Source organism: Dolomitihabitans soli (assembly GCF_022213955.1).
Taxonomy (GTDB): domain Bacteria; phylum Actinomycetota; class Actinomycetes; order Streptosporangiales; family Streptosporangiaceae; genus Streptosporangium_A; species Streptosporangium_A soli.
In genome coordinates this window covers 1-21,972 of record NZ_JAKNTW010000053.1, presented here as the reverse complement: position 1 = coordinate 21,972, position 21,972 = coordinate 1, and the positions used below count along the sequence as shown (strand labels likewise).

17 protein-coding genes are annotated in these 21,972 nt (G+C 67.6%); 12 read left to right on the top strand and 5 right to left on the bottom strand.

Annotated features, from left to right (window positions below; all coding sequences use genetic code 11):
• The first annotated feature begins 99 nt into the window (after window positions 1–99).
• From MBA17_RS48035 to MBA17_RS47990, 10 genes are all read left to right on the top strand, one after another.
• Window positions 100–1,218 carry a substrate-binding domain-containing protein gene (locus tag MBA17_RS48035; protein WP_238505654.1) on the top strand — a complete coding sequence of 373 codons (1,119 nt, stop codon included), beginning with the start codon at window positions 100–102 and terminating at the stop codon, window positions 1,216–1,218.
• Window positions 1,215–1,976, top strand: a complete 762-nt coding sequence (locus MBA17_RS48030; protein WP_238505653.1) for an IclR family transcriptional regulator — start codon at window positions 1,215–1,217, stop codon at window positions 1,974–1,976. The genes MBA17_RS48035 and MBA17_RS48030 overlap by 4 nt, the downstream gene beginning before the upstream one ends.
• Window positions 1,977–2,506: 530 nt before the next feature.
• Window positions 2,507–4,069: a sugar ABC transporter ATP-binding protein gene (locus MBA17_RS48025; RefSeq protein WP_238505652.1), complete on the top strand. Its 1,563-nt coding sequence runs from the start codon at window positions 2,507–2,509 to the stop codon at window positions 4,067–4,069.
• Window positions 4,066–5,118, top strand: a complete 1,053-nt coding sequence (locus MBA17_RS48020; RefSeq protein WP_238505651.1) for an ABC transporter permease — start codon at window positions 4,066–4,068, stop codon at window positions 5,116–5,118. Before MBA17_RS48025 ends, MBA17_RS48020 begins: the two co-directional genes overlap by 4 nt.
• Before the next feature lie 79 nt (window positions 5,119–5,197).
• A complete protein-coding gene (locus tag MBA17_RS48015) occupies window positions 5,198–6,208 on the top strand; it encodes a sugar ABC transporter substrate-binding protein (RefSeq protein ID WP_238505650.1) in 1,011 nt (336 codons plus the stop codon).
• A gap of 25 nt (window positions 6,209–6,233) precedes the next feature.
• Window positions 6,234–7,235, top strand: a complete 1,002-nt coding sequence (locus MBA17_RS48010) for a dihydroxyacetone kinase subunit DhaK (protein WP_238505649.1) — start codon at window positions 6,234–6,236, stop codon at window positions 7,233–7,235.
• 26 nt (window positions 7,236–7,261) lie between these two features.
• The gene (gene dhaL / locus MBA17_RS48005) at window positions 7,262–7,936 is read left to right on the top strand and encodes a dihydroxyacetone kinase subunit DhaL (protein WP_238505648.1); all 675 of its coding nucleotides are present in this window, start codon (window positions 7,262–7,264) and stop codon (window positions 7,934–7,936) included.
• Entirely contained in the window at window positions 7,933–8,463 is a 531-nt protein-coding gene (locus MBA17_RS48000) for a VOC family protein (RefSeq protein WP_238505647.1), read from the top strand. Before dhaL ends, MBA17_RS48000 begins: the two co-directional genes overlap by 4 nt.
• A 20-nt stretch (window positions 8,464–8,483) precedes the next feature.
• Window positions 8,484–9,359 carry a class I fructose-bisphosphate aldolase gene (locus MBA17_RS47995; protein WP_238505646.1) on the top strand — a complete coding sequence of 292 codons (876 nt, stop codon included), beginning with the start codon at window positions 8,484–8,486 and terminating at the stop codon, window positions 9,357–9,359.
• A 121-nt stretch (window positions 9,360–9,480) separates the two neighbouring features.
• Window positions 9,481–10,422 (top strand): NAD-dependent epimerase/dehydratase family protein, encoded by a 942-nt coding sequence (locus MBA17_RS47990; protein ID WP_238505645.1) that lies wholly within the window; start codon window positions 9,481–9,483, stop codon window positions 10,420–10,422.
• 328 nt (window positions 10,423–10,750) lie between these two features.
• On the opposite strand, the gene MBA17_RS47985 is transcribed toward MBA17_RS47990, so the two are convergent.
• The 4 genes from MBA17_RS47985 to MBA17_RS47960 all read right to left on the bottom strand — a co-directional run bounded on the left by MBA17_RS47985 (window position 10,751) and on the right by MBA17_RS47960 (window position 17,249).
• Complete coding sequence (locus MBA17_RS47985; RefSeq protein ID WP_238505644.1) at window positions 10,751–11,101, bottom strand: hypothetical protein; 351 nt, start codon at window positions 11,099–11,101, stop codon at window positions 10,751–10,753.
• Between the two features lie 102 nt (window positions 11,102–11,203).
• Window positions 11,204–12,184, bottom strand: coding sequence for an AraC-like ligand-binding domain-containing protein (locus MBA17_RS47980; RefSeq protein WP_238505643.1), 981 nt, complete (start codon window positions 12,182–12,184; stop codon window positions 11,204–11,206).
• Between the two features lie 223 nt (window positions 12,185–12,407).
• Window positions 12,408–14,195: a lectin gene (locus tag MBA17_RS50125; protein WP_274387069.1), complete on the bottom strand. Its 1,788-nt coding sequence runs from the start codon at window positions 14,193–14,195 to the stop codon at window positions 12,408–12,410.
• A 120-nt stretch (window positions 14,196–14,315) separates the two neighbouring features.
• A complete protein-coding gene (locus MBA17_RS47960; protein ID WP_238505642.1) occupies window positions 14,316–17,249 on the bottom strand; it encodes a lectin in 2,934 nt (977 codons plus the stop codon).
• Window positions 17,250–17,817: 568 nt separating this feature from the next.
• Here MBA17_RS47960 and MBA17_RS47955 point away from each other — a divergent pair.
• Window positions 17,818–18,285 (top strand): arabinofuranosidase catalytic domain-containing protein, encoded by a 468-nt coding sequence (locus MBA17_RS47955; RefSeq protein ID WP_238505641.1) that lies wholly within the window; start codon window positions 17,818–17,820, stop codon window positions 18,283–18,285.
• Window positions 18,286–18,377: 92 nt separating this feature from the next.
• On the opposite strand, the gene MBA17_RS47950 is transcribed toward MBA17_RS47955, so the two are convergent.
• The gene (locus tag MBA17_RS47950) at window positions 18,378–19,502 is read right to left on the bottom strand and encodes a ricin-type beta-trefoil lectin domain protein (protein WP_238505640.1); all 1,125 of its coding nucleotides are present in this window, start codon (window positions 19,500–19,502) and stop codon (window positions 18,378–18,380) included.
• Between the two features lie 834 nt (window positions 19,503–20,336).
• Between MBA17_RS47950 and MBA17_RS47945 the strand changes: the two genes are divergently transcribed.
• Window positions 20,337–21,972: non-reducing end alpha-L-arabinofuranosidase family hydrolase (locus MBA17_RS47945; protein ID WP_238505639.1), on the top strand; the 1,636-nt coding region annotated here is incomplete at its 3' end.

The following is a 21,972-nucleotide window of genomic DNA, read 5'->3' as shown; positions in this document are numbered from 1 at the left end:
TCTTCCCATGCGATATGTTGAACAACATACTTCCAGTGGCGAAGTTGTCAAGATGTGGCGTTTCGATTCGGGCCGCTGGTCGAGGCAGGAGGTGGGTTCGTGACCGAAGCACCCCGTGATGGGACCGTGGACCCCGAGGCGCCTTCGAGGGTGCCCGCGGTCAGCCGAGCCGTGGCCGTGCTCAGCGACATAGCCGTCCATGGCCCAGCCTCCCTAGCCAATCTCGGCCGGCGTCTGAGACTGCCGAAGAGCAGCCTGCTGGGCATCTGCCAGACGCTGGTGGAGGAACGGTTGCTCGTCCAGGATCAGCAGGGCCGTTACGCTCTCGGGCTGGCGGTCGCGGAACTCGCCGCCGCGCAGCTGCGGCATCCGCCCAAACTGGCCCGGATCGGTGTCGCCGTCCCGAACACCGGCAATCCCTTCTACGTCGTCGAGCTCCGCGCTTTGGCGGAAGCGTCCGCCGAGATAGGGGCCGAGATCGTGGCGCTCGACTCGGGGCAGGACGTCGACGTGCAGATCAAGCAGATCGGTGACCTGGTGAACATGCGTGTCGACGCGATCGTGCTCGACGCTGTGCACTCCACGAAGGTGGCCGGAGCCGTACGGCTGGCGCGCTCTGCCGACATCCCCGTCATCGCCGTCAACGTCGGCGCCGAGGGTGCCGACGTGACCGTGACCACCGACAACGTCCAGGCGGGCCAGCTGGTCGCGCACCACCTCGCCGGCCTGCTGGGCGGCAGGGGTGAGGTGGCCATCGTCGACGGTGAGCCGGTGACCGCCACGGCCGACCGGGTCGCCGGATTCATGTCGGCCCTGCGTGAGCACCCGGGCGTGAGCGTGGTCGCTCGGGAACGCGGCGACCACTCCCCGCAGGCGGGCAGGTCCATCGCCCGCGGAATCCTCGCCGAGCACCCGCGGCTCGCGGGGTTCTTCGGCATCAACGACCCGACGTCGACAGGGATCATCGAGGCGCTGGAAGAGCGGGGGGCTTCGGTGCCGGTGGTGAGCGTCGACGGGTCAGCCGCCGCCGTCTCGGCTATCGCCGCCGGGGGCCCTCTGAAGGCGTCCGCCGCGCAGGACCCCGCTCAGCTCGCCCGCCTCGCCTTGCGCCTGGCCGCGCAAGTGCGGGCTGGGGAGCGTCTGGTCACCCAGACTCGACTCCTTCCCACGACGCTGGTCACCGAGGCCAACGTCGCCGACTACCACCCCTGGGGGTGATCGCGATCAGCGAGAGCACGACCCCGGGCCGATCGCCCGCGGTGCGCAAGGCGGCCCGCATCCTCTTCGAGCTCGCCGCCCACCATGAAGCGGCGAACTTCGCCGAGCTGAGTCGGCGCCTCGCCATGCCCAAGAGTTCCCTGGCCGACATCTGCGGTGTTCTGCTGGAGACCGGAGTCCTGGCACGCGACATCGACGGGCGCATGCAGCTCGGCGCCAGGCTGAACGAGATCGCCAGAGGACTAGTGGGCGGCACCCCGCTTCTGGAGCTGTTCCACGCAGAGACCCCGCACGCCAAGGGTCTTGCGGGGCGCACGGTCGTGCTCGCCGTCCTGTCGGGCCTTGACGCCGCCTACCTCTCGGTACGTCCCGGAGAGAGACCTCTTCCGCTCACCCTCAAGCCGGGTATCCGCCTGCCCGCGTGGTCGACAGGGACCGGCCGTGCGCTGCTCAGCACGCTGCCTGATCCGGTGATCAGGGAGATGCACACCGATGCAGCTCCGCTCTCACCCAGCGGGCAACTGTTCGAGATGGAGCGGCTCATCGAGGCGGTGGGCCTGGCCCGTGCCCGGGGCTTCGCTTCCAACGCGGACCTGGGCGAGATGGCGCTGGCCGGAACCGCCGCGGTCGTGTACGGCCGAGGCGGCCCGCTGGCCGCAGTCGGATCGATCGTCGACATCGCCTCGGCGGACGCCGACGGCGACGGCGACGCCGAAGCGGTCCGAGCGCTCGCTCGCCACCTGTCCGAATCCCTGTGACGGGAGCGGACTAGCCCGTCCGAAGCCTGACGGTGCGGCCCACGCCCCGTCGCACCTGAGCGGACTCTCCGTGCCGCGCGGCGCCTGAGCACGCCACGGGCCGGCGGCCGTGGCGTGCTCCGACTGAACCCGCTCGTGCCGGTGCCGGTGCCGGTGTCGTGTCCGTGATCGTCTGTGCCGCCCGCGACGTCCGTCGTCTTATGGTGGCCGCCTTCGAAAGCCCGGCCCCGCCCGCGCTTTAACCCTCTCCTGGCCGGGTCTTGGCTCCTCCAACCGGCCGCCTGGGCGTGCCACAAACTCCAGCGACGTGAGCAGGCACCGCTCTGGCGCCGGGTCGGCCCCCGTTCAAGGCGGCCGACCGATGCCGCCATTCGGACCTTCATGTTTCGGACGCTTGACAGCCGAATTACGGCCACCTACGTTGTTCAATAGCTCGGACGGCACGCCGAGATATAGAACACTCATCAGAATGTGGACCTGCTTGGATCACTCGGCGGGGGGTGCCGAGATCAAGTTCGAACGGAGATGACATGAACGCCCACGCTCTCTCCCGGCACTCGCCGGACAGTGCCCATCCGGTACCGCCAGACGGCGCACGTGCTGCGGTCGCCGTACATGGCCTGGTCAAGCGCTATCCCGGCGTGCAGGCGCTCGACGGCGTCGATCTGTCGCTGGCGGCCGGGGAGGTCCGGGCGCTGCTGGGGAAGAACGGCGCGGGGAAGTCCACTCTCGTGAAGATCCTCTCCGGTGCGGTCCGCCCCGACGCCGGGCGGATCCATATCGGTGGCAGGCAGGTCGAACTGCCCAGCCCGGCCGTCGCACGCGAGCAGGGCATCGCCACCGTCCACCAGGAACTCAGTCTCGTCCCGGAACTGAGCGTCGCTGAGAACATCCTGCTGGGCCGCTGGCGCGCTGCAGGCACCCGCGGAGGACTGATCAACCCCGCCGCGCTCGTGCGTTACGCCAGCCGGTTCCTCGACGACCTGCGGCTCGAACTCGACCCCCGGGCCAAGGTGGGTGAGCTCAGCGTGGCCGAACAGCAGATGGTCGAGATCGCGCGAGCGCTGTCCTACGGCGGCAAGGTGCTCATCCTCGACGAGCCGACCAGCTCACTTCCGGCCGCCGAAGTGGACACGCTGCTGGTCCTCGTGCGAAGGCTCGCGGAGACGGGTCTCGCCGTCATCTACGTCTCGCACAGGATGGACGAGATCCCCCGGGTCGCCGACTCGATCACCGTGCTCCGCGATGGGAGCCACGTCGCCACTCGGCCTGTCGGCGACGTCACCACCGCGGAGATCGTGGAGATGATGACCGGCAGGACCGCCTCCCCCAGCCGCGGGCCGAAAAGGAAGGCCTCGGAGCGCGTGGTGCTCTCGGTGTCCGGGCTGAGCAGCGGTGACCGCGTCCGTGACGTCTCGTTCGATCTGCGTCAGGGGGAGATCCTCGGCATCGTCGGACTGCTCGGCTCGGGCAGGACGGAGCTCTTCCGATGTCTCTATGGTCTGAGCCGGCGCGAAAGCGGGTCGGTGGAACTGGACGGGCAGCCGCTGCGCCCCCGCACCCCACGCCAGGCGATCGACGCCGGTCTGGGCTTCGCCCCTGAGGACCGCAAGAAGGAAGGGCTGGCCCTCGGCATGGGCGTCTCAGTCAATGTGACGCTGTCCAGCCCGCGCCGTATCAGCGTCGCGGGGCTGCTCTCCCGGCGCAAGGAACAGCGTGTCGCCGAGGCCACACGCAGCCGCCTGGCCATCAAGACCCCGGCGCTCCGCACCGCCGTCGGCACCCTGTCCGGCGGCAACCAGCAGAAAGTGGTCCTCGGCAAGTGCCTGAACGCGCGGGCGCGGGTGCTGCTCCTCAACGAACCCACCCGGGGCGTGGACGTGGAGGCCAAAGAGCACATCTACGCGCTCCTGCGCGACCTCGCCGACGAAGGGTCCGGGATCGTCGTCGTCTCGTCCGAGATCGAGGAGCTGTTTCTCGTCTGCGACCGCCTCCTGGTTCTGAACTCCGGCAGGGTCGTCCTCGACCGGGAGACCGGTGAAACGGATCTCCCAGCGGTGATGGCCGCGGCCATGGAAGGAAGCGCGCGATGACGGGCACGACCGTCTCCGACCGTTACTCGCCGGGCGAGGGCACTGAGAGCCGGCTCCGCCGGGTCACCGGGGTGGCGGGGCGCCCCACCATGGAGCACCTCGGGCTGCTCGGCGTGCTCGCCGTGGTCTTCGTCCTGCTGTCCCTGACCGCGCCGAACTTCCTGAGCGCGGAAAACCTGCTCGACGTCGCCCGCCAGATCTCCTTCACCGGGCTCATCGCCTTCGGCATGACCCTGGTGATCATCGCTGGCGAGATCGACATCAGCGTCGGCTCGGCCATCGCCTTCGGCTCCGCGCTCTTCGGGGTGCTCGCGGTCGACCGGGGGTGGCCGCTGTGGCTCGCCGCCGTCGCCGTATGCGCGCTGGGCGCGCTGATCGGTGTCGGAGCCGGCCTGCTGCGGGCCCTGCTCAACGTGCCGTCCTTCATCGTCACCCTGGCGTTGTTCTCGGCACTCAGCGGGCTGGCGCTGTTGATGACCGACTCGATTCCCATCCCCGTCACCGACGCCGGTTTCGCCGCACTGGGCAACGACTCCGTGCTCGGCGTACCGATCCCCGCGCTGATAATGATCGTGGTGTTCGCGGCCTTCTGGCTGCTGGCCAACCGCACGACGTTCGGGCGCAGCGTCTACGCGATCGGCGGCAACGCCGAGGCCGCCAACCTGTCCGGCATCTCGGTCGCCCGGGTGCGCGCCGTCCTCTTCGGGACGACCGGCCTGCTCGCCGCGCTGTCGAGCCTGCTGCAAACGTCCCAGCTCGGATCCGGGAACCCGACGATCGGCATCGGGGTCGAGTTCGCGGTGATCACCGCTGTGATCGTCGGCGGAGCCAGCCTGTACGGCGGCCGCGGCTCCATGGTCGGGACCCTGCTCGGTGTCGTCCTCATCGGAATCCTCAACAACGGCATGGTCCTGCTGGGCGTCAACAGCTACTCCCAGAACGTGGCCAACGGCGCCATCGTCCTGCTGGCGGTCCTCGTCAGCGTGGCGAGGCCGTCGACCCGCCGCACCCGCCGACGGGCCGTCATCGCCCCGGCCCCCGGAAGCTGAAGAACGGTTCCGCCGACCGGCCCAGCCCGTCCTCGTCACCGAACCATGTCGGCTGGCGTGACCACAGAAAGGATCGCTCATGTCCCGTCCACACTCCGCAGGACTGCTCTTTCGCTGCGCCGCGGCCGTGGCCGTCCTCACGGTCGTGGGTTGCTCCGCCGCCGGGCCGTCCACCGGCCCCGCGAAGGCGTCCGGCTCAGGCGAGCCGTTCACCGTCGGCGTCACGACGCTTTTCCCGACCGGTACCTTCGCCGAATTCGCCGCCGCGTTGAAGCGCGAGGGCCCGAAGCACGACATGGCCTTCGACGTGCAGGACGTCGGCAACGACGCAGGCAAGGAGAGCCGGATCATGTCCGCCTTCGCCACCAGGAAGGTCGATCTCGTCGTCGCGAGTGTCGTGTCGCCCACAGGCTCCGCTGCCTCGCTGCGACGCCTGCAGTCAAACCGCGTACCCGTCGTGTGTTACAACACGTGCCTGGGCGCCCCGCAGGATCGGCAGCTCGCACGGGCGTTCGTCACGAACGACAACGTGGCGCTCGGTGTGACGACGGGTGAAGCCGCCGCGGCCTACATCAAGGACACGCTCGGCGGCTCGGCGAAGATCGCGTATCTCACCTGCGAGACCTACGACGTGTGCAAGCAGCGCCGCAAGGGGCTCGAGAAGGGCCTGTCCTCCGTCACGACCGAGGTCGTCGCATCCCAAGAGGGCTTCGTCGTCGACAAGGCCACTCCGGTCGCCTCGGCCATCCTGTCCGCCAACCCGGATGTCGACGTCATCTTCGCCGAGAACGAGGACGCGGTCATCGCGAGCGCGAACGCGATCAAGGCTCGCGGACTCACCGGCAAGACAACGGTTTTCGGCATCGGCATCAACCCCACGGTCGGCCAGCTGCTACTCGCAGGCGACGGCACCGTCCGGCACACGACCGGCCAGGACGCCGCGTCCTGGGCAGCCGAAGTGATCAAGGTGGCCGACGCCCTCAGGTCCGGTGCGAGCACCGGTGGGTTCGACCACTTCACCGCGGGCCCGACCTATACGCACGACGACCCCGAGCCGGTCCGGCGATACCTGTCAGTTGCGGGCCGGTGAACCCGATCTTCTACACGGAGCCATCATGAGAAAGTTCATCAACGAACCGCGCCAGGTCGCCCGGGAGACCCTGGAAGGCTTCCTCGCTGTATACGGGGATCGGTTCACACAGGTGCCTGGCTCGCTGGCCGTCGCCAAGCGGATTCCGGCCGACAAGGTCGCGATCGTCTCCGGAGGAGGCAGCGGCCACGAGCCGGTGTGGCTGGAGTACATCGGACCCGGCTTCGCCGACGCGGTGTGCCAGGGGGACATCTTCGCCGCGCCCGCGCCGCGGTCGATCGTGCGAGCCGCCAAGGCTGTCGAGCGCGGGCGCGGCATCCTGTTCGTCTACGGCAACTACTCCGGTGACCGGCTCAACTTCGACCTGGCGGCCGAGGAACTGCAAGCCGAGGGACACGAGGTCCTGACCGTACGGGTCGCCGACGATGTCGCCGCCGCGCCACCCGAGCGCGCGAACGACCGGCGGGGGATCGCCGGAGGCTTCTTCGTCAGCAAGATCGCCGGTGCGGCCTCCGAGGTCGGTCTGGACCTCAAGTCCGTTCAGGAACTCGCCACCCTGGCCGCCGACCGCACCCGCAGCATGGGGGTCGCCAGCGCCGGGGGCACCATCCCCGGGACCGAGGAGCCGACCTTCGTCCTGCCCGACGGCAAGATGGAGATCGGCATGGGAATGCACGGCGAGGCGGGGGTCCGGCGCGCCGACATGGCGACCGCGGACGAGACCGTGGACCAGATGGTACGGCTCATCATGGGCGACCGCTCCCTGTCACCGGACGAGAAGGCATGCGTTCTGGTCAATGGACTCGGCGCGACCACCCGCGCCGAACTGCTGATCATCGCCCGGCGGACCGCGCGGGTCCTGGACCAGGCGGGCATCCGAATCCACGACCTCCAGGTCGGTGACTTCGCCACGAGCCAGGAGATGCACGGCTTCTCCATCAGTGTGTTCGGCCTGACACCGGAGCTCCAAAAGCTCTATGACGCCCCCGGGCGGACCTCCTTCTTCTCCGGCGCGAACCGCCACTGACCACCGTCTCCACCAGGACTGAGCATATGGACCGCATGACAGCCGACGACGTGCGAAGCATGATGATCGCCGTCGCCGACCGCATCATCGCCAGCGAGCAGCTGCTGACCAAGGCCGACCGCGACATCGGGGATGGAGATCACGGGCTCGGTATGACCCGCGGCTTCACCGCGGTGCGGGAACTACTGCTGGAGAACACCTACGACGACGTCCAGAGCGTGCTGGCCGGTGTCGGCGACACACTGATCACCTCCATGGGAGGCGCGTCCGGAGTCGTCTTCGGCCTGCTGTTTCGTGCGGGAGCGCAGGGGCTGCTCCCGTCGGACGTCCTCACAGTTCCCATCGCCGCCGACCACTTCGAGCGCTCCACTCGGGAGATCTCCAGGCGGGGAGGGGCCACCATCGGAGACAAGACCATGCTGGACGCCCTGCATCCCGCCGTGGAGTCGTTGCGCCGCAGCTCGGAGGCCGGCGACACGCTGGCGTACGCGTTTCGCGGGGCCGCGATCGCGGCTGGGGAGGGCACCGATCGCAGCAAGGACCTCGTTGCCCGCTTCGGCAAGGCCATGACCCTCGGCGAGCGATCTCTCGGTTTCCCCGACGCCGGCGCCGTGTCGACGACGATCATCTTCACGGCCATGGCGGAGTGGATCACGGCCAACAACGAACACCCGACCACATCGGCACAAGGAGAGGTATGAACAACGCCGAGCTGAGAGAGCTCAACAAGTCGCGCAAGATCTACCAGATCGCGGTCGTCACACGTGACCTGGAGAAAAGCATGAAGGCGTGGGTCGAGAACCTGGGCATCGGTCCGTGGACCGTGCTGACCTTCACCCAGGACACCGTGGACAACCTCCAGGTGGCCGACGAGCCGGTCACCGAGCCGTTCAAGTTCCTCATCGCCATCTCCTGGGTCGGCGACATGCAGTTCGAGATCATCCAACCGGTGTACGGCCCCACCATCTACGAGAAGTTCCTGCAGGAGAAGGGCGAGGGACTGCACCACATCAAGGAGCGGATCGCCGACGCCGACATCGACGCCGTAGTGGCCGCGTACCGGGAGAAGAGCATCGGGGTCATGCAGACAGGCCGGTTCGACGTCGACGTCCACTACTACCTCGCCACGGAGCCGAAGCTGGACTTCATCTACGAGCTCGGCAACTGCCCCGTCCTCGACCTCCCGGCCGACATGTACTCGATCTACCCGCCTGAACCGGCCAACTGACCGACAGGAGTACGACATCCGTGAAAGCACGACTGGACCGCTTCTTCGGGCAGAGCGGCAAATGCCTCGACGTTGCCCTCGACCACGGCATGACCAACGAGTTCTCGCTGCTCGGCGGTATTGAGGACATGCGCACAGCGGTGGCCCGCATCGTGGACGCGGGACCCGACGCCATCCAGCTGACACCCGGGATGGCGCGCCTGCTCGACGGAGTACGAGGAAAGCGGCGGCCCGCTCTGGCACTGCGCGGCGACGTGTCGAACGTCTACGGGCCGACACTTCCCCGCCATCTGTTCTCTGAGGCCATGGGCGCCGCGGTCGACCTCGCGGTGGCCGCCGACGCCGCGTGTGTGGTGGTCAACCTGCTTCTCCTTCCCGGCCGGCCCGAGCTGCACAATCAGTGCGTGCGGAACATCGCGGGGCTGAAGCGCGAGTGCGAGAGCGCCGGGATGCCGCTGATGGTCGAACCTCTTGTCATGGCGCCGAACGACGTCCAGGGCGGATACATGGTCGACGGCGACCTGACGAAGATCACGACGCTGGTCCGGCAGGCCGCCGAACTGGGCGCGGACATCATCAAGGCCGATCCCTGTACCGATCCGGCGGACTTCCACCAAGTCGTCGAGACGGCCTCCGGCATCCCGGTCCTCGTCCGCGGCGGCGGCCGGGCTTCGGACGAGGAGATCCTGGCTCGCACTGCGGAGATCATGAAACAGGGCGCGGCCGGCATCGTCTACGGGCGGAACATCATCCAGCACCCCCACCCGCGGCGCATGGTGCGGGCGCTCATGGCCCTGGTTCACTCACCGGAGCCGTCCGTCGCGGACGCACTGATGGTCCTGGAAGACAACAACGCGCCGGAACCCGCGATCGAGACGGCCGGCGTCGGCCTGTGAACGGTGGCCGCATCCCCAGAAATCCGGGGAGACCGGCCATACCTGAGCAGTCCGAGAAGGCCGACGGTGGAGACACCCGAATGGTGCGCCCACCATCTGACAGGTGAAAGAAGAACCTCTTATGCGCATTTTCCTGACCGGCGCGACCGGATATCTTGGCGGATCCCTCGCCACGCGGCTCATCGAGGCCGGGCACCATGTTCGCGGGCTCACCCGCTCTCCTCAGACGATCGAGGTTCTCCGCGCGCTCGGCGTCGACCCGGTGCTCGGCTCGCTGGACGACGACATGCTGCTGGCACAGGAGTCACAGGCCGCCGACGCCGTGGTCAATGCCGCCGACAGCGACCACGCTGGTGCGGTGACCGCGCTCGTCGGTGCCCTCACCGGGTCCGGCAAGCCGTTTCTGCACACCAGCGGGTCGAGCATCGTCGGAGAGCCCTCGAACGGGCACCCACAGGAGGAGGTGTACACCGAGGCCGACATCGCCCCGGGAACGTCCTGGACGCCCGCGCCGGACAAGGCCGCGCGGGCGGCGATCGACCGGCACGTGATGGCCGCCGCTGATCTTGGCGTGCGGTCGGCGGTTCTGTGCAACACGATGGTGTACGGGACCGGCACCGGGCTGAACCCCGACAGCGTCCAGATTCCCCGGCTTGTACGCGCGGCACGGGAGAGCGGCGTCGCCCGGCACATTGGCTCGGGTGAGAACATCTGGTCCAACGTGCATCTGGACGACGCCTGCGACCTCTACCTCCGGGCGCTCGACTCGGCCGCCCCCGGTTCCTTCTTCTTCGTGGAGAACGGGGAGACCAGGTTCAAGGACATTACCGCCGCCATCGCGTCAGCGCTGGGCGTTCCCGGGCCGGAATCCATGGACATTGCGGCCGCCATCGAGATGTGGGGTTACGAGCCCGCCGTGTACGCCCTCGGGTCGAACAGCAGGGTCCGCGGCCACGCCGCCAGGACCGAACTCGGCTGGCGCCCGGAACGCCCCTCCATCCTGGAGTGGATCCTGCTCGCCACCGGACCGGACGAGACCGCAACGGACCGCCCCGGGCGCTGAAACCCCGTGGCCCGCGAAAGACCCAGCATTCACGTGCCCGACTTCCCGGAGCCAGGCGCCGAGCTACCGAGGACGGCCGCGTACGCCGACGAATGGTCCTGGACCGCCGCTATGGCTGAAAGGGAGAGCGCGTCCTGCCCCTGGACCCCGACCATGGGCAGGACGTCGATCCCGCCCAGAAGTCCAGGACCACCTTGCCGCCCTCGTGCAAGAGCTTGACCAGGTCCATCCTGTCCTTGCGCAATGGACGCTCGAGCAGGTCGTGAGCGGCGACCAGGGCTGCGCCCTCACAGCCCCCGAAAGATCACCAGGAGGTTGAAAGAATCCTTTAGCGGCCGCCGAGACTGTTGCCGCCGTACGGGAAGCTGATTGATTTCGAGGTGCCCGGTGCCACGAGAACGTTGTCGCCCATGCAGTTTATGGCGCTCCAGGCACGCTGCGGTACCGTGGAAAGATTCCGGATGAAGTCGAAGCGCCAGGGATTTTGTTGCCCCGCCCAGCGGCACTGGCCCGAGGGAACCGGTGCGAGTCTGTTCACTAAGGAGCCGTCTCGGTAGATGCAGACCTGGCCGGTCAGGCACGGCGCATCCGCTGCCGCCGGCTGAGCGGGTAAGGCGGTGAGGATTCCAGCCGTCGCCATGACCAGGGCACCAGTCACCGTCAGGGATTTGACCTTCAAGGGTTCTCCTTTTGGTTGATGGGACTTGAGGCCTCGTTGTTTCCTCACTTCGAGGATGGCAGGCTGCTGCTCGGCACGTCTTTCGTGTGCGCGCCCACCTCTTTAGTCAGCGCGCACAGTTGCGCACTGCCGGCGGAACTGGCGTGGGGAGAGGCCGTAGGTGCTGCGGAAGACCTGGCTGAAATGCGCGGAGCTGGTGAACCCCCACCGGGCGGCGATCGCGCTGATCGAGTGGGCGGCCAGGCGGGGGTTGGCGAGGTCGCCTCGGCACTGTTGCAGGCGGCGCTCGCGGATCCAGCTGGCGACGGTGCGTTCTTCGTCGTGGAATAGCTTGTGCAGATAGCGCAGGGAGATGTGGTGTGCCGCGGCGATCGCGCCCGGGGTCAGGTGCGCGTCGCCGAGGTTTTGCCGGATGAAGGCGTGGATTTCGGCCATCAGCGCGCGTCGCCTGGTCTCGGGGGGTACCGCGCCGTGGGCGTCCAGCGCATTGGCCAGCGCCGCGGTCAGCACGTCGAGCGTCAGGGTGGACAACCGGGCGGTGTCGGAGGGAGTGAGTTCATCCATGTGCTCAGCGAGTTGCAGCATGAACTGCGAAGACAGCGCGCCGATTCCCTGGATGCCTGAGATGGGAACCATGGTCAGGCGCTGTAGGTCCCGAGTGGGCAACGGTAGTAATGAGCGCGGGAATTGCAGGACCAGCATCTGAATCGCCGGAATGTCCGGTGCCAGCTCGGCATGGTAGGGGCGGGAGGTGTCATACAGGACCAGGTCCCCGGCTCCGAAAACGGCCTGCCGGTCATCTTGCACCACCACACCCTGACCGTGCGTGGTGCAGCAGAGTTTGTAGACCTCGGGATCGGTCTGGCGGATGAGCTTGTGGGTGCGGTGGATCGAGTACGGCGTCGTGGTCATCAGCGTCGACTGCACCGGACCCAACTGGCGGAAACCGATCTGAGCCCGGAACCGGTCCTCCAGATGCGGCGCGCAGCGCGCATCGTAGGGTACCCAGGTCTTGGAGCTCACCTCACGCCAGAAGGCGAACCGCTCGTTCGCCGGGACTTCGGTGGTGCTAACAACATCCATGACGCCACCACAGTGTCGACAGCCGGGACGTCCATTCTCGGCGAACGTTTCCGTGTCATCATCCGCCGCGCGGCGTAGGTGCCGAATACCCCTATAGACGTACAAGGGCCGACCGTTGTCTCGAACCTGACGTGTGGCAGGACGGCGATTATGTCCGGCAATGACGCCCCGTGGAGCCGGTCGCCGGGGGCGGACCGGCTCCAAGGGGCGCGTCACATCACGGTCATCCCCGGGCCCACTTCTGGTTGGTGCCGCCGTGGCAGGTCCAGATGTGCACCTTGGTGCCGTTGGCGGTGCCGGAGCCGGACACGTCCAGGCACTTGCCGCTTCCGACCGCGGTGATGGTGCCGTCGGTGTTCAGGCGCCACTTCTGGTTGTTCTGACCGTTGCAGTCCCAGATGGTCACCGCGGTGCCGTCGGCGGTCCCGGCCGCGTTGACGTCCAGGCACTTGCCGCCGTACACCCGCAGCTCACCTGAGCCGGTCGAGGTCCACTGCTGGTTGGACCGCCCGTTGCAGTCCCAGATGTTCACCTGCGCGCCGTTGGCCTGCGAAGCACCGGAGACATCCAGGCACCGGCCCGACGCCATCCCCCGCAACGCGCCCGTATCGCCGGAAGGCGGCGGAGTCGGCGTCGGAGAGGGCGTCACGCTGGTCAGTTCCTTGATGCGGATGTTGCGGAACGACGCCACGTCGCCGGACCCGTGGTTCTGGATGCCGATGTAGCCCTGCTGGAGCGAGCGGACCGGATCGGTGTTGGTGAAGTCGTTGATCTTCGCGCCGTTCAGGAACACCTGCAGCCGCTCACCCTCCACCAGCAGCTCATAGGTGTTCCACTGACCCGGCGGATTCAGCGCCGCGTCACGTGCGGTGATGTCCGCCGCCTTGAAGCCGTAGATCGCCCCCGTCGTCTTGTCCGAGCTGTCGGTCGCGTCGATCTGCACCTCATGTCCGGTGTTGAGCGCCGCGTTCGCGTCGCTGGTGGCCGGGAACCCGACGACCACCCCCGAGTTGGAGTCGCCGGTCAGCCTCCAGTCGAGCTTGAGCGAGTAGGAACGGAACTCCTTGGCGCTGTACCACAGCATGCCCATGCCCCCCTGGGAGGTCAGCGTGGCGGCGCTGTTCGTGAACGACCCTGGCCCGGCCTGCGACCAGCCCGTCGTCGACCCGTTGTACAACGCCGTGTACCCGGTCTCCGGGCGGCAGTCGGCGTTGGTCGCCTTGGCCGCGTACCGGATTCCGCCCAGCAGCAGCGTGCGGAAGTTCGAGTCCGCGTACGACTCCTGGGTGTGCCCCAGGCCGGTGTAGAACGCGCGGCCGGAGGACTGGGGGTGACACCAGGTGATCGGGTGGTCACCCATGCCGCCGCCGCTGTAGCTGCCTTCGTCCAGGCTCTGCAGGACCCGCGTGTTCGAGCGGGGGTTACTTCGGTAGTTGTACCATTCGTCCGTCCGCGACCACGTCGCCGCCAAATGAGCGGTCGCAGCGTGCGCCCGGTCCTCGTTTCGTACCGTGGCCTGCTGGATCGCCGGATGGTTGCTGAACCAGGCACCCACCAGTTGTCCGTAGTACGGCCAGCTGTACTCCGTGTCGGCGGCCGAATGCACCCCCACATAACCGCCCCCGCCGTCCACGTACGTCTGGAAGGCGGTTTGCTGGGTGTCGTTCAGCACGTCACCGGTGGTGCTGAGGAACACCACCGCCTTGTACTGGGCGAGGTTGGCCGCGCTGAAGGCGCTGGAGTCCTCGGTCGCGTCCACGGTGAAGTCATTGGCGGCGCCCAGGTCGCGGATGGCCCGGATCCCGGTGGGGATCGAGTCGTGCCGGAACCCGGCCGTCTTGGAGAAGACCAGCACCTTGAAGGTGGCGGCCTGGGCGGGGATGGCGGGGATCACCGTCGCGGCGGCGGCGGTGAGCGCCACCGCGGCCACCGACAGGCGTCGCAGCACGGATGTCTTCCGGCCGTCACCCGCGATGCGCCCGAGCGCGGCGCGGGTCAGATGTCGCAGCATGGATGTCCTTCCGTCGTGGCGCCCGGCGCGGCCCTTTCGGCGAAGAGCCGGGCCGTGCCGGGCACCACATCGATTAGGTGCTCGTCGTGCGGTCGAGGTCGCGTGGTGTGGCGGATGGCCTCAGACGCGAGTCCACTTCTGGTTGGTGCCGCCCTGGCAGGTCCAGATGTGCACCTTGGTGCCATTGGCGGTGCCGGAGCCGGACACGTCCAGGCACTTGCCGCTTCCGACCGCGGTGATGGTGCCGTCGGTGTTCAGGCGCCACTTCTGGTTGTTCTGGCCGTTGCAGTCCCAGATGATCACCGCGGTGCCGTCGGCGGTCCCGGCCGCGTTCACGTCCAGGCACTTGCCGCCGTACACCCGCAGCTCACCTGAACCGGTCGAGGTCCACTGCTGGTTGTTCTGGCCGTTGCAGTCCCAGATGTTCACCTGCGCGCCGTTGGCCTGCGAAGCACCGGCGACGTCCAGGCACCGGCCCGAGCCCACCCCCCGCAACGCGCCCGTATCACCGGAAGGCGGCGGAGTCGGCGAGGGCGTCGTGCCGGTGCCGAAGGTGAAGGCGTCCAGGTCGAACAGGTAGCCCTGGCCGGTCGAGCCGCGGAAGACGAGGTACAACGTCGTGGTGCCGGCCGGCGCGCCGCTGAGGTTCGCCGAGACGTCGGCGAAGTTCTCCCAGTCACCGGTGCTCGCGACGTTCACCGTTCCCAGCAGCGTGCCCGTGGCCGAGCCTGCTCGAACCTCGATCCGGCCGCCCGCGCCCGCCGAGGACACCCGCGCGGTGATGCTCCTGGCGTTGCTCAGGCTGTACGGCTGGAAGGAGATCCAGTCGCCGTCGTCGACGAAGCCCACGGTCTTGCCGCCCTCGGCGCTGGTGTGGTCGGCCGTCTGCACGCCCTGCTGAGCGCCGAAATGCTCGCCCTGACGGTGCCGTGGTTGCAGTGTCCGCGTACTGGTCGAGGTCAGGCCACCCCCGTCGGTGTAGGAGGCCACGAAGACGCCGCGGATGTTCGCCGCTACGTCGTGCTCGCCGTCGGCCGGCACCGCGATGGAGCCGCTGCAGCCGGTACTGGAGGTGATCTGGTGAGCGTGGCTGTCATGGCCGAGCGAGTAGGTCACCGTCACTTTCGAACAGTCGATCGCGTTGTCCTCCGGATCGCTGACGTTGACCTGGAACGGCACCGTGTCGCCGAAGGAGAACAGCTGACCGTCGACGGGGGTCGTGAGCGTGACGGACGGGGCGGTGTTGCCGACGGACACGCCGACGCTCGCGCTTCCGGTCAGCCCTTGAGGGTCGCGGACGGTGAGCGTGGCGGTGTACGTGCCGTTGGCGGTGTAGGTCTTGCTCGGGTTGGCGGCGGTGGAGGTGGTGCCGTCGCCGAAGTTCCACGAGTACGTCAGCGTGCCGCCCTCGGGGTCGGAACTGCCGCCCGAGGAGAAGTTCACCGTCAGCGGAGCCGGTCCTGAGGTCTTGTCGGCCGAGGCCCTGGCGATCGGGTTGCGGTTGGCCTGGCCGATGTACTCGATCCGATAGAGCGCCTGGTTGTTGCTTCCGGTGCCGTAGTCCAGCACGTACAACGCCCCGTCGGGGCCGAAGGCCAGGTCCATCACCTGCGTCCCCGACCAGGGGAACGCGGAGATCTCCCCGTAGCCGCCGTCCGCCTTCACCTCGATGGCCTTGATCCAGCGGCGGCCGTACTCGCCGGCGAAGAACCGTCCGTCGAGCACCTGGGGGAACTTGACGCCGGAGTTCAGGTTCGGGTCGTACCGGTAGACCGGACCGCCCATCGGCGACTCCGAGCCGGTGCCGAACTCCGGTGGCGAACCGGAGTCACCGGCGTACTTGATCCACGCCGGCTTGGCCTGGGGCAGCGTGGTCAGGCCGGTGTTGCGGAAGGAGTTGTTGGTCGGGCCTCCCGCGCAGTTGTACTTCGAGCCGGTGCTGTTGGAGGCGAAGTTCCACTCGTTGTAGGTCTCGCTGGTGGTGTTGGTGCCCGTGCAGTACGGCCAGCCGTAATTGCCGGGACCGGTGACGCGATCGAACTCCACCTGCCCGCTCGGCCCTCGGCTGGAGTTGGTCACCCCCGCGTCCGGCCCGTAGTCGCCCAGGTAGACGACGCCGGTCGCCTTGTCGACGCTCATCCGGAACGGGTTGCGGAAACCCATCGCGTAGATCTCCGGCCGCGTCCTCGCCGTCCCCGGCGAGAACAGGTTGCCACTGGGAATCGTGTAGGTGCCGTCCGACTGCGGCTTGATCCGCAGGAGCTTGCCGCGCAGGTCGTTGGTGTTGGCGGATGAGCGCTGGGCGTCGTACTGCGGATTGCGGTTGGTCCGCTCGTCCAGTGGGGAGTAGCCACTCGACTCGAAGGGGTTGGTGTCGTCGCCGGTGGTCAGATACAGGTTGCCCTGCGCGTCGAAGTCGATGTCGCCGCCCACGTGACAGCACTGGCCGCGATCGTTGGCGACCCGCAGGACCACCTTCTCGCTGGCCGTGTCGAGCGTGTCATCCGATTTGAGGGTGAACCGGGACAGGTAGAGCTCGCCCTTCCACTGGTCGAACTGCGCCTGGGTGCCGGTGGCCGGGGCGTCGCCGTTCGGCGTGCTCAGCCGGGGTGAGTAGTACAGCCAGATGTACCGGTTCGTGGCGAAGTTCGGATCGACCGCCACCCCCTGAAGGCCCTCCTCGTCGTGGGTGTAGACGTTGAGCCTGGCGGCCACCTTCGTATTGCCGTTGACGTCGGTCACGCGCACCGTGCCGTCGCGGGCCGTGTGGACAACCGATCGGTTCGGCATCAGGGCCAGTGACATCGCCTCACCCAGTTCGCCACCGCCCGACGCGAGCGGCACTTGCTGGTAGTCGGACGCCGGGATGTTCAGCGCGTTCGCCTGGTACAGCGAACCCGCCCCGTCGGCGCCGGATGATGACGCGTGCAGGCTCGGGGTGGCCGCGAGGGTGGAGGCGACCGGGGTGACGAGGGCGAAGGCTGCGGCCAGCGCCGCGGCGACGATGCCGGTCAGGACCGGTCTGAGCGCCACGGCGGGCGAAGATGGTTGCACGGTGGTTCCTTTGGGGGTGGGGGTGTGGGTCAGGTCACGCCCTCCTCCTCAGGTGGGTGACGCCCTCCTGAGATGGAGGCCGTCGCCGAACGGGGAGGTGTACGACGGCGGCCGGCTGCGCGGATCCGGCTACGAGGTCGGCCGGATCATGCCGCTCCGCGGCATGGTGACCGTGATCGGCGGGCCGGTGGAGGCGGTCTCCTGGCCATCACGACGCCGATGGGGACGGCCACGCCGGATTGAGGCCGACCTCGTCTGCGGAGCTCGTTCGATCGGGCACGTGCTTCTCCCAGGATGGCGCGCCTCACCGGTGACACCACGAAAGAGGGCATGGTGCGGCGAGGCTGTGGATGTCGACATGGCCGACCACAACGTGAAGGGCCGCGAAGCGCCTCCATATGCCGCTCATGTGATCCAGCCGCGGAGGCCACGGAAGGTGCCCCCGGGACCTCACTACCAATTACGTTCCGACGACTTATGTCCGTCAAGGCATTAAGCCTACTTATTTCATACTATGCACACTGAGATTCTGGCCCTGGTTAGCCGTTATCCGCTGTGATCTGCGACGATGTCCGCCACAAGGTGGCCTACACCGGCCATCTCGCCCCATGAAACGTTCAGATGTGTCGTACTGATCGGGCACCTGATCCGTCGTGAAGGCGACCTTGACACCCACCGCGGCGACGACCTGTGGTACCAGGGATCCAGTCCCCCAGAGCAGGCCCGCGACCGCGACCGCACCGAGTCGCTCACCATCGGCGGCAACGAGGCTTACTCCCTCCACATCAACCCCGGCACCAGCTACTGGCGGGACGGCCACCTGACAGGCGTCCCCACGGGCAGCGCACCCGAGGGCATGTACATGGTGACCAGTGGCACCCACATCAACAGCGGCTGCTGCTTCGACTACGGCAACAGCGTGACCACCAGGAAGGCCGACGCCCCCGGCGCCATGGACGCCATCAACTTCAGTACCCAGTGCTGCCCGTCGGCTGGTCCCGTAGCGGCGGCGATCAGCCGGCGCTGCAGAACCTGACCTGCCCAGCTTCACACTTCACCGGGGCGGCCTCTTGGGTGTCGGCTCCCCACCATGCCGGCGCCTGAGACCGCCCCGTGCTCCTTCCCGCGTCAGACGCGGGTCCAGCGCTGGTTGGGGGCGCCGTTGCAGGACCAGATCTGGAGTTTGACGCCGTTGGCGGTGGAGTAGTTGGGTGCGTCCAGGCACTTGCCGGCGCCGAGCGCGGTGATGCTTCCGTCGCTGTTGAGGCGCCACTTCTGGTTGCTCTGGCCGTTGCAGTCCCAGATATGCACCTGCGCGCCGTCGGCGGTGCCCATGTTGGACACGTCCAGGCACTTGTTGCCGTACACCCGCAGCTCATCCGCGCCGGTCGGCGTCCACTGCTGGTTGGCCTGCCCATTGCAGTCCCAGATCTGCACCTGCGCGCCGTTGGCCTGCGAGACGTTGGCGACGTCCAGGCATCTGCCCGAACCCACCCCGCGGATCCCGCTCGCAGGCGAGGGCGTCGGGCCGGGGCCGCCGGGCTGGCCGATGCTGCCGGAGACCGACTGGAGTGCCGCGTACCAGGCGGCGGCCATCTTGTCGTATCCGCCGGCGGTGGGGTGGATGCCGTCGATCAGGTCGGACGTGGTCAGCTTGCTGTGCATGTCGACCAGGTGGACGCGCTTGCCACTGTTGACCTTGTTCTGCACGATGCCGGGGATGGCCGCGTTGAAGGTACGGGCGGCGGACTCCTGGCTCGCCGACGACAACGGGATGATGGTGGCGACGAACACGTCCGCGTCCGGCACTGCCGTTGTGATGCGATCGATCAGGGTCGACAGCCGTTGGGGCGCACCGGCCACGTTGTAGTTCTGCAGTATGTCGTTGGTGCCGATGTGCAGCAGCACCGTGCGCGGACTGTAGGTCCGCGCCCAGCCGGTGATGTTCCCGTCGATCTGGTCGATACGCCAGCCGGGGTGCCCCTGGTGGTCGTGGTCACCCAGGCCACCCGGTCCGTTGAACTGCGACCCGACGAAATCCACCGTGTACCGCCCGGAGACCAGCCGCTGCCACAGGCCGATGCGGTATCCGCCCGGCACCTGCGTGCCCTCGGTGATCGAGTCGCCCAGTGGCATGACCCGCACTCCGCCATTGGACTCCGCGCCGGCGACGCTCGTTTGCGTCGCCGCGCCCAGGGCAACCATGGTCGCGGCCAGAAGCGCCGCGCTGAACCACCGTCTCCACCCACGCATGCTCAACCTCTTTCCGGCAACTGAGAGCAGTTACTGCTGACAGCTCGTGTAGCGCTAACGGTCTGTATTCGGATCGCTCGCCAACGGATGTCATGCGGTGGCGGGCTTGGCGGCCGGGCGTGGCGGCTCGGGCGCATCGCAGGTGTCCCCGGTCACCTGAGGACCGCGAGGCCCGATATATCAGGCTGATCCGAGCTTTCGCTTGTGCGGGAATTCTCCTGTCAAGAGTTCGGCGACCGTAGGGGAGGAACCCGCGGATGTGGTGTCTGTCCGGGGGTTCACGGTCGCCGAGCATGCCTTTGGGGGACGGCAGAATGTGAGCGCTAACATTCTGCCTGTCGGTCGTGGCTCCTTCTCCGTCGAACGGTTGTGGTGGTGGAGCGGAGCAAACACGAGGCAGGGAGAAGCTGTCAAGAGTACGAAACATAGCGTGCCGGGAGAAGTGAGAGGCAGGCACGGCTCATCTGGTGTTTCATGAGTCACCGCATCGGGCCGGGCAGGCCGATGTGATGAAGATTTCACAAGAAGACGTCTCGGCCCAGGTGGCGGAACCACAGCTTTTCAGGGGTCAGGAGACGTTGGCGCAGGTGCGAGACATGGGTAGCAAGCAGTGCGACAGAACCCTTCTGGATGAGCTTGACACATTTTGCAATAGTTTCCACACTGAGTCCCCGAGACGGCCCCCTGCCAAGTCGGTGGTGAGCGGCAGGGGCCGTCGGCCACGACGCCCGGTGGTGTGCGTCCCTGATGACGGGACGCGGCGTCGATCCTGCGGGTTTCCCCTCGTGATTACCCGCTTCCGCGTTTCTGTGATGCAGTTATGGAGGCTCAGGCATGGGCACAAATGCCATACCCCCGCCCGGCACCCGGCGACCTCTCGGCGGCCTTCGACGGGCTCTGATCGCCGGCGCCCTCGGCACCCTCGTGCTCGGCACGCTCACGGTGGTGACCGGCCAGGTCTCCTCCGGTGCCGCTTCCGCCAGTGCCGCGGAGACCACGCTCGGTGCGGCCGCCGCGCAGAGCGGGCGATACTTCGGCACCGCGGTCCCCGCGGGCAAACTCGGTGACTCGGCGTACACGACGATCGCCAACCGCGAGTTCAACATGATCACGGCCGAGAACGAGATGAAGATCGACGCCACCGAACCCAACCGGGGGCAGTTCAACTTCACCAACGGGGACCGCATCTACAACTGGGCCGTGCAGAACGGCAAACGGGTCCGCGGGCACACCCTGGCCTGGCACTCCCAGCAGCCGGGCTGGATGCAGTCCCTGTCCGGCAGCACGCTGCGCCAGGCGATGATCGACCACATCAACGGCGTCATGGCCCACTACAAGGGCAAGATCTACGCCTGGGACGTGGTCAACGAGGCCTACGCCGACAGCGGCGGCGGCCGGCGCGACTCCAACCTCCAGCGCACCGGCAACGACTGGATCGAGGTCGCCTTCCGCACCGCGCGCACCGCCGACCCGGCCGCCAAACTCTGCTACAACGACTACAACATCGACAACTGGACCTGGGCCAAGACCCAGGGCGTCTACAACATGGTCCGCGACTTCAAGGCCCGCGGCGTACCCATCGACTGCGTCGGCCTGCAATCGCACTTCAACAGCAACAGCCCCTACAACAGCAACTACCGCACGACCATCCAGAGCTTCGCCGCACTGGGAGTCGACGTGCAGATCACCGAACTGGACATCCAAGGCGGCTCGGCCACCACCTACGCCAACGTGACCAACGACTGCCTGGCCGTACCCCGGTGCACCGGCATCACCGTGTGGGGCGTCCGCGACAGCGACTCCTGGCTAGGCGCGAACGCCGCCCCTCTGCTCTTCGACGGCAACGGCAACAAGAAACCCGCCTACACCTCGGTCCTCAACGCCCTCAACGCCGCGAACCCCAACCCCACCCCGACGCCCACCGTCACCCCGACCTCGGGTGGCGGAACCGGGCAGGTCAAGGGCGTGGCCTCCGGCCGCTGCCTGGACGTGCCCGGCTCCAGCACCACCGACGGCACCCAGCTGAACCTGTGGGACTGCCACAACAACGCCAACCAGCAGTGGACCTACACCGCCGCCAGTGAGTTCAAGGTCTACGGCAACAAGTGTCTGGATGCCGGAGGCACGGGCAACGGCGCCAAAGTCCAGATCTACTCCTGCCACGGCGGCGACAACCAGAAATGGCGCGTCAACACCAACGGCACCATCGCCGGCGTGCAGTCCGGGCTGTGCCTGGACGCCGTCGGCACCGGAACCGCCAACGGCACCCTGATCCAGCTCTACACCTGCCACACCGGCGACAACCAGAAATGGACCTGGAACGGCACCCCGGGAACCCCCGACCCGACGCCGACGCCGACGCCGACCGGTACGTGCGATCTTCCGTCGTCGTACCGCTGGACATCGACAGGCCCGCTGGCGAACCCGAAGTCGGGATGGGTCTCCCTCAAAGACTTCACCACCGCCCCCT

Coding starts and splice junctions, on each gene's coding strand:
- MBA17_RS48025 (WP_238505652.1), top strand. CDS start 2,507: ATGAACGCCCACGCTCTCTCCCGGCACTCGCCGGACAGTGCCCATCCG.
- MBA17_RS48020 (WP_238505651.1), top strand. CDS start 4,066: ATGACGGGCACGACCGTCTCCGACCGTTACTCGCCGGGCGAGGGCACT.
- MBA17_RS48015 (WP_238505650.1), top strand. CDS start 5,198: ATGTCCCGTCCACACTCCGCAGGACTGCTCTTTCGCTGCGCCGCGGCC.
- MBA17_RS48010 (WP_238505649.1), top strand. CDS start 6,234: ATGAGAAAGTTCATCAACGAACCGCGCCAGGTCGCCCGGGAGACCCTG.
- dhaL (WP_238505648.1), top strand. CDS start 7,262: ATGGACCGCATGACAGCCGACGACGTGCGAAGCATGATGATCGCCGTC.
- MBA17_RS48000 (WP_238505647.1), top strand. CDS start 7,933: ATGAACAACGCCGAGCTGAGAGAGCTCAACAAGTCGCGCAAGATCTAC.
- MBA17_RS47990 (WP_238505645.1), top strand. CDS start 9,481: ATGCGCATTTTCCTGACCGGCGCGACCGGATATCTTGGCGGATCCCTC.
- MBA17_RS47980 (WP_238505643.1), bottom strand. CDS start 12,184: ATGGATGTTGTTAGCACCACCGAAGTCCCGGCGAACGAGCGGTTCGCC.
- MBA17_RS50125 (WP_274387069.1), bottom strand. CDS start 14,195: ATGCTGCGACATCTGACCCGCGCCGCGCTCGGGCGCATCGCGGGTGAC.
- MBA17_RS47955 (WP_238505641.1), top strand. CDS start 17,818: ATGTCCGCCACAAGGTGGCCTACACCGGCCATCTCGCCCCATGAAACG.
- MBA17_RS47950 (WP_238505640.1), bottom strand. CDS start 19,502: ATGCGTGGGTGGAGACGGTGGTTCAGCGCGGCGCTTCTGGCCGCGACC.